The following is a 15,070-nucleotide window of genomic DNA, read 5'->3' on the forward strand; positions in this document are numbered from 1 at the left end:
TTTCCGAAATAATAACACAACAAAATTAAGTTGTCAATACTATTTGCAATAACTGATACATTTATCAATCCAGGCTATAATATTCTCCTGCCGCATGATTGCACCCTGAAGCACAAGAAAATCTCCGAACCTGTCTGATTCACGAGGCGGAACTTCGGTGTAGGGTTCATTTTTCTTTTTTAATGTATTTAATCGTTTCACATGCTGGGTTCGCTGACTCTCCAAAAGACGGACTCTTGTTTCCACATTCATATTACCTGTAAAATACATCCGGAGGCGAAATATATCTTTGGGAGTCTTTTGCATCTTTTCATCCTTATTCAGCCACTTTGTAAAATCCTCAAACCCATCTTCCGTTATGGTATAACGTTTCGCTTCCAGGATTTCTCCGCTTATTTCAATGTCATAGCTGACAAGTCCCTCATCATTTAACTTTTTCAGCTCCGGATAAATCTGGCTATGATTGGCATACCAGAATTCTGCCAGTTCATTATTAAATTCTTTTGCTATTTCATAACCAGTCATAGGGTGGCGGCATAATAGCCCTAATATGGCATATTTCAAACTTCTCATTTCATTTTCTCCGATTTTCTTAATTTCTTGTTATAACTATAGCAAATATGGAAAATATGTCAATATAACAGTATTGTATAAAATATTAGAATTATATACATGTTTATATTGACATGTTTCATTGATCATGATATAAACATTGTTATAATAATAACAATTAGGAGGAGTAGCATGAACTACAATAAGAAAAGATGGTTGATTCTCATCGCCAGCTGTCTCATTAACCTATGCATCGGTTCCTTATATGCATGGAGCGTTCTTTCTGTACCAATGGCAGAGCATTTAAGTCAGATCACAGGGTTGAAACTGACTGCCAGAGATTTATCCATTGTATTCGTAATTGCCAATGCAGTAGGTCCTATTACCATGATTACCGGAGGTACCATCAACGACACTCTGGGCCCGAAATTAGCGGTCTTAATCGGAGGTATCATGTTTGGCGGCGGTATGTTCCTGTCCGGTTATGCCAACAGCGTAAATTTTTTAATCGGAACTTACAGCCTCTTACTGGGCTTAGGCCTTGGTATGGTTTATGGTGCCACCATCAGTACATCCATTAAGTTCTTCCCGGACAAGAGAGGTCTTGTAGGAGGACTTACCACAGCAACGTTTGGAATCAGTTCTGTTATTATTCCACCCATTGCTGCCACGATTATAACAACAACAGGTGTTACTTCTGCATTTAAAATTATTGGTGCTGTTTTTACAGTGATTATCTGTCTGGGCGCTTTCTTTATGGAAAAATGCCCCGCCGATTTCGTTCCGGAAGGATATACACCTCCTTCTGCCGGCAAACAGGCTGCCATGAATAAAAACTGGAAAGAAATGTTACAAACACCGGTTTTCTACGTCATGATTGTACTGCTTACCTGCGGTGCATTTGCTGCCCTGATGTTTATTCCAATGGCTTCCCCTCTGGCTCAGAACATCGTGGGAATGTCTGTTGTTTCAGCAACCGCTGCCGTTTCTACCCTGGCCTTATTTAATGTACTTGGCAGAATCCTGGCCGGATCTATTTCCGACAAAATCGGACGGATTAACACCCTGGCACTTGCCTGTGTAATGTCTGTCATCGGTCTGATTCTGCTATATTTCTGTGACAAGGGCGATGTGGTTTTATTCTATACTGCCATCTCTGTCATTGGAATCTGTTTCGGTGCTTTCATGGGTGTTTTCCCAGGCTTTACTGCGGATCAGTTCGGACCGAAAAACAACAGTGTCAATTACGGAATCATGTTTATCGGATTTGCTCTGGCTGGTACCGTAGGACCAATTATTTTAAACAAGATCTTTGCTGCTACCGGAAGCTATAAAAATGCATTCCTGACAGCCATGGTCATCTCTTTAGTCGGACTTGGACTCACATTCGTCTATAGAAGCATTCATAAATCTAAAACAGCATAAATTGGGGAATATAAAATAAAAAGACGCGTCTTAACCAGGCAACATAACCGAACCTGGCAGGACGCGTTTTTTATAATCATAATTACTGCACTTCTTGTCCATCTGCAGGAAATACAATTCCGGCCATTCTCCTTGCCTGAGTTAGAATTTCGCATACACAAAGAGTATGATCCAGATAGCGGTAACAGGTGGTAAGATCACCGGAATGAATCACCTTTTCAAACTCCAGGAACTCGCTGATCATTCGATGACTATGGGAATGATCGGCTACTGTCTCTTCCGTTCCGTCATTTAAAATCACACGGCCCCCTTCACAGATATTCGCCGGACTATCCTGTATCAGATAACCCTTGTCCCCCTGAATAATACAGGAATTTGGTGCACTGCAGTCCTTGGCTCCGGTCAGGGTGCAAAGAAAGCTTCCGTAATCCAGTAAAAGCACTCCGGAGGTATCAATTCCCCTTTCTATATTTGCAAAATAATGAACCGATTCAGGCATTCCAAAAAGGCCCGCAGCGTAATGGAGGTTATAAATATTAATATCCATCAAGGCACCTCCGGCGCACGCAGGATCAAAAGCAGGAAGCACTTCCCCATTTTTAAAACGGTCATACCGTCTGGAATATTGAGAATAGTTGCACCGGACCAGTCTGACGCTTCCAAGAGAAGGAATCAGCTCCTTCACTCTCCTGTAATCCGGCTGGTATAAAGTGGTTACAGCCTCAAACAGAAATAAGTGTTTCTCTCTGGCTGTCCGGCTTAAAACCGTGGCCTGCTCTATAGTAGGAGTAAATGGCTTTTCCACAATTACATTCTTTCCTGTCATCAATGCCTGGTATGCATAGGAAAAATGAAGATGATTGGGTAATCCCAAATATACCGTATCCGCTTCACTTTTTAAAAAATCTTCATACTCTGTAAAAACCTGCCCGATTAAATGTTCCTTTGCAAGGGCTCTGGCATCATCTTCGCTCCTTTTTGTGCTGCAGAGAGATAATATTGTGGTATGTTTCAGATGGTGGGCAATGGATAAGAACTCTTTTACAATGATTCCTGAACCGACAATCCCTAGCTTCATAGGCCCTTCTCCTCAACTTCACTTAACTCACCTGTGACAGAATCAATGACAAGTCCATAGACCCGGATCTCTTCCGGAACCAGTGGATGGTTTCGGATCAATTCCACTGATTTTTTGATGGATTGGTCTAAGTCTTTAAATCCACCCAGCCAGGATTCAAAATCAATTCCATAATATTTGATTAAATCGATATCCTTCTGCCTGATTCCCCGTTCCTTCATCAGCTCAATCAACTTGCTGCTGTCTGTATATCTGGCTCCGCAGTCCGTGTGGCCTATTACCAGAATTTCCCTGACATCCAGCTCATAGATCCCGATTAACAGGCTTCTCATAACGCTTCCAAAGGGATGGGAAATAACCCCTCCTGCGTTTTTAATGATCTTTGCATCTCCATTCTTAAATCCCAGTGCAGCTGGAAGCAGCTCTGTCAGCCTTGTATCCATACAGGACACGATTGCCGTTTTCTTTTCCGGATATTTATTGGTGATGAATTTTTCATAGTTTTTATTTTTAACAAATTCTTTGTTATATTCCAGTATCTCTTCTAACATATTCTGTTCTTCTCCTTACATGAGTCATTCATCATTGGTACGAAATATTCTCCAGATCACTCCTGTTCCAGGAACAAAGATATTGGGGTCCCCTTCGATATTTAGGCCCATGTCCACAACATACATGGATTCATCGGGACCAAACAGCAGATGACTTGGTCGTTCAAGTCCGCCTCCCTTGGAAAGAGATGCAGGAAATCCACTCATATTGATAGCAAATGTACTGATGGTTCTGGCCCTCATGTCAATTTTAGAAATTCGGTGACCGGCACCGGCATAGGACAATCCGTCACCAACTGCTGTTTTTATGGTACTGCCATACTCCGCTACGTATACGTCACCATAAGGTCCGAATTTCTGACTGTAATTAAAATCAAAGCTCATCAGAGTGGAATTAGGCGGATAAGTTACATAGGGTCTTGGAGGAATGTTTGGCTGGTTTTTTAACAGCAGAGTAGGCTGATAACCGCCTGTAGGTGTGAATCTTGGAGAGTTTACCGGTTCTCCTCCTGAATAATCAGGCCAGCCATACCAGAGTTCCGGGGTTATGTAATAGAAATCATCGGTTGCATTCTCTATGGGCCTGCTTCCTACCGGATTAAACCCGTTATTCACTGTATATAACTGACCGCTGTTATTGAATTTTAGAAAAATAGGGTTGCGAAATCCCCAGGCGACCTGTTCTAAATTGGAGCCATCAAGGTTTGCCTTTAGAATGCTGCCAGAGGCTTTGACATGTTTTTTTCTAATTTCAAACTCAATATTCGGAATCCCATAAGGAGAAAAAGCACCGGTAAATGCAGGATCATCCGTCACTGCTTCTGTCAGAATATTATCCGTTTCAAAGTTCTGACCGTTTAGCATGACATAATCTCCCGTATAATCACATAACAATGGAGAAACCGGTACCCACTCGTTATCATTTCCTACGACGCCGCTGTTGGTAACGGTTCCCTGCCCAAAATAGATCTTATAGTCCGGCGAAAAAGCAACCGGACCATTGTAATGATCACCATTGCTTGGCAGACCCATAATAATGTTCTGTCTTGTACCATCCCTGAATATTCTGGTGACGAAACCTCTGTGAGATACATAAAGAACGCCATTTAAATAATTAATTCCGGAAATAGGGATAACAAAATTTTCCGCTATCAGTTCAATCTCCCCATTTACCACTTTTAAAACCTGGGGATTGCCTGTAGACAGGCCGGAGTCAGCAATATAAAGACTTCCCTCCTCGTCAAAAACGATGCCTGCCGGTGAATTGAGATTTTCTAAAAATACTTCTATCCCATACCCTTTTACAATATATATATCAGCAGGGTTTAAATAACGCCGGGGAGCAGGATCGCCGTCGTTACAAGAGTGAATCCTGCTGCCGTTATTCTCACGAAACATTCACTTCACCTGGTATTTTTTACTATTATATTCACCGTGCCGGAAAATATCAATCCTGTTTGGTTGCATCTGCATGGAGTAATGGCAGATATGCTTCGTACCCTTCCGTTTTCATCTGCTCTTTGGGAATAAATCTTAAGGCTGCACTATTGATGCAATAGCGCAGTCCCCCCATCTCCTGAGGACCATCTGTGAAAACATGACCAAGATGGGCGTCGCCTAATGTGCTACGCACTTCTGTGCGTTGTCTGCCAAGGGTGTTATCATCAAGCTCCTGCAGCAGATCCTGTGTCAGCGGTCTGGAAAAGCTTGGCCAGCCGCAGCCGGATTCAAATTTATCACAGGATAAGAAAAGAGGTTCTCCGGTTGTCACATCCACATAGATTCCCTCTCTGAATTCATCAAAATATTCATTCTGAAAAGGAGCTTCAGTCCCATTGTTCTGGGTCACCTGATACTGAATTTCTGTAAGTTCATTTTTAAGCTCATTCTCTGATTTTGACGGAAATTTTTTGCTTTTATCCACTGCCAGCTTTGCCTTTTCAAATTTATCCCCGGATATATGGCAGTAGCCCTGAGGATTTTTATCCAGATATTTCTGGTGGTACTCTTCCGCTCTGTAATAGTTGGTAAGAGGCAGCCGCTGGATTGCAATCTTCTCTTTGTAATTCCTTTGAAGTTCTTCCACCGATTTTTCAATTACCGGCTTATCCCCTTCGTCGGTATAATAAATGCCGGTTCTGTACTGTGTACCGGTATCACCGCCCTGACGGTTTACACTGACTGGATTGATGACATCGTAATAAAGCTTAAGAATATAGGGCAGTCCTATCACAGAATCCTCGTATTCCACTTTAACGGTTTCCGCATGACCGGTATTGTTATGACATACCTCCTCGTAAGTGGGATTTTTCGTTATTCCGTTGGCGTAACCCACTTCTGTACTTAAAATTCCAGGAATATGTTCCAAGTATTTTTCTGTTCCCCAAAAACAGCCGCCTGCTAAATATATCTCTTTTTTCATGGTATCACCTTTCTTCCTTTATAGAATCAAATAAATAATATTGCTTCATCAGCTCCAGACAGGACTGAAGAATCTGCGCCGTCATCCCCCAGATCACCCAGTTCTCATACCGGTAAAACAAAATATCCCGGGTTCCTTTCGTCCAGGAATACTGATTGCCTCCTGGAATCCATTCATAGGGAAAATCTTCTGGAGGCTCCGTAACCAGCATACTTTCATATGTTTCCGGTGTTATGCTTTTTAAATAGTCAAGAGGCACCTTTATGATTTCTTCCACTTCATCGGTGCTGAAGGTATCTTTATAATCTCTTAGTTCACCGATAAAAGAGTGAATAATCAGCCGGAAGGGAGAAATATAGATATCTCCAGGTCCAAGCACCTTAATCTGCCTGGAAGTGACGTTTAACTCCTCCATGGTTTCCCTGACTGCACATTTTTTCAGTGTCTCTCCCGGCTCCAGTTTACCTCCTGGAAAGCAAATCTCTCCGGGCTGATGCTTTAAGTTGCTGGAGCGTTTTTCAAACAAAAGATACTTTGCTCCATCAATTGTAAGAACGGGTATTAAAACCCCATACTTCCTGTATTTTTCTTCCTCAACCATTCCGGGTTTTCTGCGGGAAAATGTCTGCCTGTCCAAAACGCCACCTCCTTTTTGCTATGAGCAATTATAGCATCTTTTTATGCGTCTCACAATATAAGGAATCGATATGGACGAATAGTTCTTATCCAATCAGCATAGAATGCAGTAATTTAAAAATAATGGAGCAACCCTTATGACCTCGAAAGAATCCTATATACAATGCTCACTCCAGTACCATCTTTTCTGGATCCGCATATTAAAAGAGCATGCCATATTTATTGAGGCTACTATGCCCCCGCCTGGAAAAGAATATGCAGATCAGGCAGATACATACAAACAGCAATACGACCAGCTGTTAGAAGTCGCCATTAAGCTGTCAAACGGAGTCATACCCTTAAGTGTTCTTGAATCCGGCCAGTTTTATACCCAGTATACGGAAGAAGCAGAGAGACTTGCACAGCTTAACACCGGAATTACAATCAATTCCCAGCTGACCCGCATGGCTTATGACATTGTACCCTGCACCGCCGATTACACCGCAACCAACAAAAATGAACAGGATGTATTCATGCTGAACCAGAATCTTCTAAACCTGACCACTTCCTTCGTCCAGTTTCAGGCAGATCTCTTAAACAAACGTGTATCCTGCGGTCTTTTCACCATGATGTATACAGCCGACATCTTACATATACTTATGGAAGCCAAACGTTACCTTGAAATTCTGAAACGGCTTCAAAACCGGGATGAATCGCTCCTGGCTAATTATAAATTATTCTGGTCACAGAATATGGCTGATCATGCAAAGGTAATGCGCGGACAGTTAGATCCTACGGAAGCTTCATATTTTAACGCTGCCAACCAGTTTGCCAATACCTTTGATCTGCTCAGCACAGCCGAAATGAATCCGGATACCTTCCCTTCTGACCGGGAAATTCTTTCCGATGCCATTGCGATCAGTGATTTTAAGTCAGATACCACAAACGGACTGATTACCTGCAAAATTCAGGCAATCATGCTGGCACTCTATACCGATCACCTTCTGAGGGAGGCAAATCATTTTATCTATCTTATGTATGCAGGAAGCTGAGTAAAGCCATAAAAAATGCGCCTTGGTCTAAGGCGCATTTTTACGGTTCTTTCAGGCTTTCTTTGCTGATGGAAAATATTTTTCCGCAATTTTTTCTGCAGTCCTTACAGCCAGAGCCTGGGTGGTAAGGGTGGGATTTGGGCCCCCCAGTCCGTTGCATAAAACACTGTTATCTGCCAGAAACAGCCTCTTTACCTGGAATGCTTCGCAATTCGTATCTGTAACAAATCCAATCCTCATGGTGCTCATAATATGAGCACACACATCTGGCGGCCAGTTAGCCCGGCTGACGGTCTTCGCTCCTGCTTTTTTTAACAGTTCCGCCGCAAGTCCCACAAGCTGATCTCTTCTTTCTCTGTCAGCATCACTGATCTCATAGCTGATCACTGGTATATAGCCATTTTCATCCCTGCGCTCCGGATCCAGTGTCACCCCGTTTTTCTGACTTACATCGTCGTCGGAAAATACTACGATACTAAGAGTCTTGTTATAATTTCGCATAAATTCTTTTAAAAGTTCTCCTGCAATAATGCCTTCTCTGTCCCAGGCCTCTTCTTCCCTGGTCTGATTCTGAAAATAGTACCCCTTCTGGCTCGTTCCGTAAATCATGGTGGAATTAATACCGGGACTGGTTCCAAAGGGTTCAAAAGCTCCAAGTCCGGGATAATCCATCCTGGCAGCCGAATTCTGTCCTACATAAGGCTTTACTTCAGTCATTCCCAGAATATTCATCAGATCCTCTTCTTCAAAAATTCCGGATACACAGTCAATCATATGAGTGGTCAATCCTTTTCCCACCCATTCATTTTCAGGAAGACCGGAATTTAACCAGAGTCTGGGGGATTCGATGGAGCCGGCAGACAAAACAATCACTTTGGCCTTAAACTCCCTGATTTCTCCAGTCCATGTATTTCTAACCGTTACGCTGTTGGCAAACAAACCTTCTTCCTCATTTTGGCCGGTGTGAATAGCAGTCACAAATGAATTTGGCATAATGGTTACATTTCCCGTCGCCAGAGCATAGGGGATATAGCTGACCAGGGTGGAACGCTTTGCCACACTTCCCACATTGGGGCCGATGCAGCAGCCGTTTACACAGTGACCGCGAAGAGTACAGCCCACCGCCTGATTGTTATCCAGATCAAAATCCGGATTATTTAACATGGGATTAATGCCAAGAATTCCATTGGGCTGAAGGCGAAATCCGGGTTTGGTTAAATTTATTTCATCGGTATATGTAAATCCCATCTTTCTGGCGCCGTAGAGAAAAAGATCTTCTTTAGACGTAGCTGTGGCTTCACGGACTGGAAGAGTCTGCTCCACCTCTTCATAATAGGGAATCATTTCCTCATAACTGATTGGCCAGTCACGTTCAAATGCAGCAGGGTAAGCACGGGGACAGTTGGCAAAATATAAAAGTGTGGTTCCTCCCACTCCTGCACTCTGCCAGACAAAACCGCCCTTTTCAATAATTCTGCTCCACGGACTGGTACTTCTGTCCGCTGGTCCCCATCTGAATTTTCCTGTAATGGCATCATTCATGTCATCCTCTAAATCAGTAAAGTTGGTTTTAAGCAGCTGAATATCCAAATCTTCGTTACTGGAACTTTCCTGTTCACCTGCACTGGTGTTGGGCTCCGGCCACTTCCGGTTGCCATACCAGGGTCCGGCCTCAAGAATCAGCACCTTCAATCCCTTTTCCCCCAGTTCTTTTGCTGCAACCGCGCCTCCGCCTCCTGACCCTATCACAATTACATCCCCATCAAATCCGTTATCCATACGCACCTCCAGTCAATATTGATTCCTCACTTTTTCTGAGCAAAGTTAAAGGCTCCTGCTATCCGGTATCCCTTAGAAGGTCCCGGATACCCCACCTGTTCCCAGCCGATTGGCCGATATTCCAGTATGCGTTTATCCGGAGACATAAATCTTGTGGATCCGTAGCCGGACCACTCAGAATAATATCCCATCATGGTTAGCCGGTTTAATGCCGACATGACAGGAACGATGTCTTCCTGTTTCATGGTAAGGCCTGCAGGTATATAAATGATGCCATTCGGGCTGCTGATCCGGTCAACAATCTTCAGCCTGTCTTCCTGGGATAATTTTGAGAAATAAAGTCCTCCTGAATCTTTTGGCAGATCCGGGTCCTCTCCCTTTTCCATCAGATACTGTTTTGCTGCCATATTTAATAGTTCCGCTGCAGCGACTGCAAATGGTGTTGGATAGCTGTCAAGAGACATGATTAAATACTCCGCTGTATAGGATTCCACTGCTCCGTAAAACTGAATCCTTCCATATAACTCTGCCAGATCCGGTGAATGGGGCACCATGGCATCAGCATAGGCTTTCATTGTATTGACCACATAATCGTAGACTGAATTCTCATCCCATAATCCATCTTTTAAACCATTCCTGTTTTCAGCCAATGTTTCACCTGATTCCTTCCAAAATGCATGTTCATAAAATACTATGAATCCCTTTGAAAAAGTATCACATTTCCTTTCATCCTTTTTGATACAAAAAAACCGGCCTGTGCCGGTTTTTTATTAGTCTGCAGCTTATTAACAGTATTACAGCTTTAGCCATAAAGCGGGACGAACGCCCCCTCTGCATTCGCCATCGCTTAAATTTCCAATTAATATATTGTTGCCCTGAATCCCTATATTACCATCGCCATGGATATATACGGCCTTTATACCTACACGGCCTGGAGAACGCAGCCACCACCAGTCACTGCCCTTTTCCCCCTCACGTCTGGCAATTCTCTTACTGTTGTTCTTATCTTTTCGTTCAAACCAATACCTTTGGTTCCTTCCAGGATTATAAAGCTTTAAGCTGCTGTCACCAAAATACCGGCACGCCGCTTCCTCCATGCTTAATAAAAAGATGGTATCCTGAGTATCAGCTCCGCCTTCACAACCATACCACTCATTATCAGGATTTCTATTTAGGACAGGAATTATTCTTGATTGTTCATCCACACTGAATCTGTCATGAAATTCACCGTTTAAATACGCTCTTACTGCGCAGTCAGCCCATGTTGTCTCTTTATAAACATTATGGTAAGGACGTCGTTCTATGATGTATTCGGTTATAATCAAAGCCCTGTCTTCCAGTAATTCCAGTACCCGCCATTGATAGTTTCCAAACGAAATTTTATCTCCTGTCTGCATGTTACCCCCTGTACAAATCTTATTTGCATTATTTTGCAATCTTTATCTGCATTGTAACATGGCTTATTTTAAAAGGCAATCATCCTGCTTTTGCTGTCTTTTTCTGTGAGACAAAAATACTGGCTATAATGATTGCAACACCTGCAAGCTGAATGGGGCTGATGCTTTGCCCCAGCACCACATAACCTAAAAGAAATGCTGTTAAGGGATTCACCGGACTTAAAAGTGATACCCGGACAGGAGAAAGGATTTCGATTCCCCGGAACCATAAATAATAGGCAAGTCCGGTATTAACTACTCCAAGTATGGCAAGTCCTGCAATATTAACAGGAGTGAGGGCGGGTATGCTGCCCTCCATAATAATCACAGCCGGAATCAGAATCAGACTGCCAAAAAACAACTGCCAGGAAGTAAACACCATCTGGCTGATCCCTTCCGGTTTTCCCCAGTACTTAGTCAGCACCACGCCGAGGGCCATTATCACTGCACCGCATAAAGCAGCTGACACGCCCCATACGTCAATGGCCATCTGCTGCTTAAATAGAAGTAATATAACTCCCGTCACCATCATGACAATTGCAGCATAAGACCGCATGGTTGGTTTTTCTTTTAAAAGGATCCAGCTGAAAAATATTACAAATACCGGTTGTACACTTCCTATGATGGATGCGATTCCTCCAGGCAGCCGGTAAGCCGCAATAAACAAAAACAGAAAGAATATTCCAATGTTTAAGCTTCCAAGTATCAATGATTTTAAGATCCATATTCCCTTCGGCAGTTTCCTGTACCATAAAAGCAAAATCAGTCCTATGGGAAATGCTCTCATAAATGCAACAAACACCGGGCGCTGTATGGGGATCAATACGGAGGCAATGATATATGTGGATCCCCATAACATGGGAGTCAGCATTGTAAGTAATATATCTTTCGTCTGCTTCATTTTTTTATCCTCTTTTCCTTATTATTTATCTCACGTCTAAGTATCTTAACCTTAAGATATATTAAGTGTATCGCTCGTCATCTCGATTGTCAAGTATTTTAATGTTAAGATATTTAAAGTTAAGTAACTTTACATTAAAATTATCTTGTACTTTTTAATTACAGGTGTTACACTAAAAATATGAAAAAAGATAATGTTGATAAAATAATCGATCAATGGGCCCATGAGCTTCCGGATCTAGATGCGTCACCGATGGCGGTTTGGGGAAGACTGAAAAGAACTGTCAAGCATTCAGAAAGGAGATTGGCAGAGAATTTTTCCCTCTATCAGTTAAACAGCGGTGAATTTGACGTGTTGGCAACACTGCGTCGTTCCGGCGGAGAATTCAAATTAAAACCCACGGATCTGTATCAGTCACTTATGATCACTTCGGGAGCCATCACAAACCGCATTGACACTTTGGAGAAAAAAGATTTGGTTAAAAGAGTTCATGACAGCGAAGACAGAAGAACAATCTACGTTCAGCTGACCAACGCAGGTTATGAACTAATTTCCCGGGCGGTCATAACCCATACCCAGACAGAAGAATCCCTGTTAAAAGGGCTGACAAAAGAAGAACTGGCCCAGCTGGACCAGTTATTGAAGAAACTTCTTTCATCTTTAGAAGATCAGTAAGACCGGCTATGTCAGATTATGACTTTAGCCGGTCATATTTCTGATAAACCCTCATACAGTCATCAAGCAGTTCAAGGAGTGTATAAAGCTGGGACAGCTTTTTTCTCCCTTCGGTAAAGCCCTGTGTATCCTCCGCTTTCCTTAATGCTTTTCTGTTTTCTGCAATCAGCCTGTTAATTGCAGTTCTTACCCCTTCTGCGGCAGACCGGGATACCTCTTTAAAGACATTAAATATCTGGATCGCCGTTTTCTGCACTGCCTCCATATAGGCATTCATCTCTTTTTCGCTGACTGCGAGATTCTTCTTTCTGATAACCAGTGACTTGCCTTTTTCTGATAACTGTGTGGATCGCTTCGGATCAGCTGCTTCCCCCATTTGCTTCAACTCTTCTGCATCTTTTTGAAAGCTTTTGATTTCTTCTTCCAGTTTCGATCTCTTTTCTTTTAGATTCCTGATCTCAGGGCCCATGGCAAGCAGTGTCTGCTCTAAGTTAAATATGCTGCTTTGCAGAATCTCTGACTGAAGAACAAGCTGTGATTCCAGCTGCAGGACTTCTTTTTCCCCAAGAAGCTGAGTTATGGCATGGTGCATCCGTGGAATCTCCTCCACCGCTTTTGAATGGACAAACGTATCGGTGTCGGTCACCTCATCCTGATAAGAATAATCACAGGTCAATTCATTTAGAATTTCATTCCATAAATTAAGGTTTGACTGTACTCGTTTCGCCTTTTCCGTTGCAACCACAAATGTTTCCACTTCATCTTTCAGCTGGTCAATCTCGGACCTTACCAAGACAGCCAGTTCAGCAATATCCTTTAAATTAAGATTGTTCTTAGAGGCAAGAGCTTTCAGCTCTTGCGCATATGGAGGCACTTCTCCGGCAGGTATGTATTCTTCCACAATTTTATCCAGCGTAAAATGAAGCGGTTTTTTTAAGCTGCCTTTTTCAAGCAGTCTGACCAGAAATCCCATTTAACATCCCCTCAGGACTTATGCACACAGTGGTATCATACCTTACTTTATGCATCCGGGGTGTTTTTGTTCCGGAAGATTCTAATACTCTCTGCAAATAATAAGCTGATCTGCTCTTATCGAAATGAAGTTGACAGGCATTTCAGACAATCTGATTTCGTATTGGAGTTACACTAGCCAACGATTTTATCATCACGATAAGCAAGATAACCCTTGACCGAATATCCTTACCACAGGGCCTTCTTTACTATCTTCAAGAACCGCTGTCATGTCGGCATTGTTCAGCCACGCAAGACTTTTACTATCCGTTTCAATCATAGGTTTCCGCTCCTCATTCACTTTTTGATTGACGATAAGGACCTTACATTTTTCGCCCTCCATATCGATACCCTGCAATGTATATTCCGCTTTTACCCCTGTCCTCTCACCCTGGTAATAATCCTAAATACGCATAGAACTCAGTAAAATCATGTTTTTCTTTCATTGCAGTATAACAGGGCTGGCAGAAGCAATCGTTTACTTCTGCCAGCCCTGTTAATTTCCTATAAGTACACTACACAGTTCTGCTCCGCCGAACGGAACACAGCTTCCATGATATGCATAACTTCCATAACCTCTTCCAATTGAATCAGTGGCTGCGCTCTTTCATGAATACAAGCATGAACATTGCGATAAAAATCCCGAATATCGGCATGTACTTCCGGCAGCGGATATTTTTTCACTGTTTCATCCGTGCGGGGAGCCATGGTTTTAGTCAGTCCCGCTGCGGTTACGACCGGTACTGCATCACGTTTTTCCCAATCCGAAACCATAACAATTTCACCGTTTAACTTCCAGTCATGGATAACCGCGGAACCGTTTTCTCCCTGGATATACCAGCGGGGCATGGAGATAAAATTACTGGTGCCCACTTCCACTAAAAAAGTCAGATGATCATCAAATTGAAATAATGCACGGAAGCCATCATCAACCGCTTCGTTGGTAACATTCGTCAATTGTGCAAAAACGCTAAGAGGTTTTCTGCCTCCAAGCATCATGGTCATCTGATCCAGAAGATGCACGCCCCAGTCCAATACCATGCCGCCGCCATGCTCCTTCTGATTTCGCCAGTCTCCAGGTATTCCACGGGATCCATGTACGCGGCTCTCAATATTAAAAGTCCTGCCAAGCGACTGCCGGTCATACAATTGTTTTATGATAAGATAATCCTCATCCCAGCGGCGGTTTTGGTGTACCGTGAAAAAGACTCCCATCTTTCTTGAATAATCAGCCATCTGTGTCAGTTCTTCCCAGTTTAGTGCCACAGGTTTTTCACAGATTACATGCTTTCCTGCACTCATGACCGCAAGTGCAACAGGTAAATGGGTATCATTTGGAGTAGCAATGGTTACCGCTTCCACTGTCATGTCATTCAGCAATTCCTGTTGGGACTGATAGACATGTATTCCGTCCGCAGCTGCAGCTTCCCTGCGGACGGGATCAATGTCCCAGATACCGCACAGACAGGTTTCAGTTATATCGTTAAGCATACGGGCATGCCAGCTTCCCATGCCACCGTATCCAATCAAGGCAATCTGTAATTTTTTCTTTTCCATAATCCAATGTTCTCCT

At 43.0% G+C, this 15,070-nt stretch carries 16 protein-coding genes; 3 read left to right on the forward strand and 13 right to left on the reverse strand.

The window, feature by feature from the left end; genetic code table 11:
- Positions 1-39: 39 nt before the first annotated feature.
- Positions 40-573 (reverse strand): PadR family transcriptional regulator, encoded by a 534-nt coding sequence (locus ABS301_RS01800; protein ID WP_349670553.1) that lies wholly within the window; start codon positions 571-573, stop codon positions 40-42.
- A gap of 171 nt (positions 574-744) precedes the next feature.
- Here ABS301_RS01800 and ABS301_RS01805 point away from each other — a divergent pair, with 171 nt between their 5' ends.
- A complete protein-coding gene (locus ABS301_RS01805) occupies positions 745-1,977 on the forward strand; it encodes an L-lactate MFS transporter (protein WP_349670554.1) in 1,233 nt (410 codons plus the stop codon).
- 82 nt (positions 1,978-2,059) lie between these two features.
- On the opposite strand, the gene ABS301_RS01810 is transcribed toward ABS301_RS01805, so the two are convergent.
- From ABS301_RS01810 to ABS301_RS01830, 5 genes are read right to left on the reverse strand one after another with little or no spacing between them, the layout of a single operon-like run.
- Positions 2,060-3,055 (reverse strand): Gfo/Idh/MocA family protein, encoded by a 996-nt coding sequence (locus ABS301_RS01810; RefSeq protein WP_349670555.1) that lies wholly within the window; start codon positions 3,053-3,055, stop codon positions 2,060-2,062.
- The gene (locus ABS301_RS01815) at positions 3,052-3,606 is read right to left on the reverse strand and encodes a beta-class carbonic anhydrase (protein WP_349670556.1); all 555 of its coding nucleotides are present in this window, start codon (positions 3,604-3,606) and stop codon (positions 3,052-3,054) included. The genes ABS301_RS01810 and ABS301_RS01815 overlap by 4 nt, the downstream gene beginning before the upstream one ends.
- A gap of 24 nt (positions 3,607-3,630) precedes the next feature.
- On the reverse strand, positions 3,631-5,004 hold the full coding sequence (locus ABS301_RS01820) for a PQQ-dependent sugar dehydrogenase (protein WP_349670557.1): 1,374 nt from the start codon (positions 5,002-5,004) through the stop codon (positions 3,631-3,633).
- A 49-nt stretch (positions 5,005-5,053) separates the two neighbouring features.
- A complete protein-coding gene (msrB, locus tag ABS301_RS01825) occupies positions 5,054-6,028 on the reverse strand; it encodes a peptide-methionine (R)-S-oxide reductase MsrB (protein WP_349670558.1) in 975 nt (324 codons plus the stop codon).
- 4 nt (positions 6,029-6,032) lie between these two features.
- Complete coding sequence (locus ABS301_RS01830) at positions 6,033-6,665, reverse strand: NUDIX hydrolase (RefSeq protein ID WP_349670559.1); 633 nt, start codon at positions 6,663-6,665, stop codon at positions 6,033-6,035.
- A 136-nt stretch (positions 6,666-6,801) separates the two neighbouring features.
- On the opposite strand from ABS301_RS01830, the gene ABS301_RS01835 reads away from it, so the two are divergent.
- On the forward strand, positions 6,802-7,695 hold the full coding sequence (locus ABS301_RS01835) for a DUF2935 domain-containing protein (RefSeq protein ID WP_349670560.1): 894 nt from the start codon (positions 6,802-6,804) through the stop codon (positions 7,693-7,695).
- A 51-nt stretch (positions 7,696-7,746) separates the two neighbouring features.
- Here ABS301_RS01835 and ABS301_RS01840 read toward each other — a convergent pair whose 3' ends face one another.
- From ABS301_RS01840 to ABS301_RS01855, 4 genes are all read right to left on the reverse strand, one after another.
- The gene (locus ABS301_RS01840) at positions 7,747-9,474 is read right to left on the reverse strand and encodes a GMC family oxidoreductase N-terminal domain-containing protein (RefSeq protein ID WP_349670561.1); all 1,728 of its coding nucleotides are present in this window, start codon (positions 9,472-9,474) and stop codon (positions 7,747-7,749) included.
- Between the two features lie 26 nt (positions 9,475-9,500).
- On the reverse strand, positions 9,501-10,124 hold the full coding sequence (locus ABS301_RS01845) for a gluconate 2-dehydrogenase subunit 3 family protein (RefSeq protein WP_349670562.1): 624 nt from the start codon (positions 10,122-10,124) through the stop codon (positions 9,501-9,503).
- Positions 10,125-10,268: 144 nt separating this feature from the next.
- Complete coding sequence (locus ABS301_RS01850; RefSeq protein ID WP_349670563.1) at positions 10,269-10,871, reverse strand: DUF6273 domain-containing protein; 603 nt, start codon at positions 10,869-10,871, stop codon at positions 10,269-10,271.
- A 79-nt stretch (positions 10,872-10,950) separates the two neighbouring features.
- Positions 10,951-11,811 carry an EamA family transporter gene (locus tag ABS301_RS01855; RefSeq protein ID WP_349670564.1) on the reverse strand — a complete coding sequence of 287 codons (861 nt, stop codon included), beginning with the start codon at positions 11,809-11,811 and terminating at the stop codon, positions 10,951-10,953.
- Between the two features lie 180 nt (positions 11,812-11,991).
- Here ABS301_RS01855 and ABS301_RS01860 point away from each other — a divergent pair, with 180 nt between their 5' ends.
- Entirely contained in the window at positions 11,992-12,486 is a 495-nt protein-coding gene (locus ABS301_RS01860; protein WP_349670565.1) for a MarR family winged helix-turn-helix transcriptional regulator, read from the forward strand.
- A gap of 16 nt (positions 12,487-12,502) precedes the next feature.
- On the opposite strand, the gene ABS301_RS01865 is transcribed toward ABS301_RS01860, so the two are convergent.
- From ABS301_RS01865 to ABS301_RS01875, 3 genes are all read right to left on the reverse strand, one after another.
- Positions 12,503-13,459: a hypothetical protein gene (locus ABS301_RS01865; protein WP_349670566.1), complete on the reverse strand. Its 957-nt coding sequence runs from the start codon at positions 13,457-13,459 to the stop codon at positions 12,503-12,505.
- 192 nt (positions 13,460-13,651) lie between these two features.
- Complete coding sequence (locus ABS301_RS01870; RefSeq protein WP_349670567.1) at positions 13,652-13,777, reverse strand: hypothetical protein; 126 nt, start codon at positions 13,775-13,777, stop codon at positions 13,652-13,654.
- Positions 13,778-14,001: 224 nt separating this feature from the next.
- Positions 14,002-15,054 carry a Gfo/Idh/MocA family protein gene (locus ABS301_RS01875; RefSeq protein WP_349670568.1) on the reverse strand — a complete coding sequence of 351 codons (1,053 nt, stop codon included), beginning with the start codon at positions 15,052-15,054 and terminating at the stop codon, positions 14,002-14,004.
- Between the last annotated feature and the right edge of the window lie 16 nt (positions 15,055-15,070).

The organism is Lacrimispora sp. (assembly GCF_031982545.1).
GTDB lineage: Bacteria > Bacillota > Clostridia > Lachnospirales > Lachnospiraceae > Lacrimispora.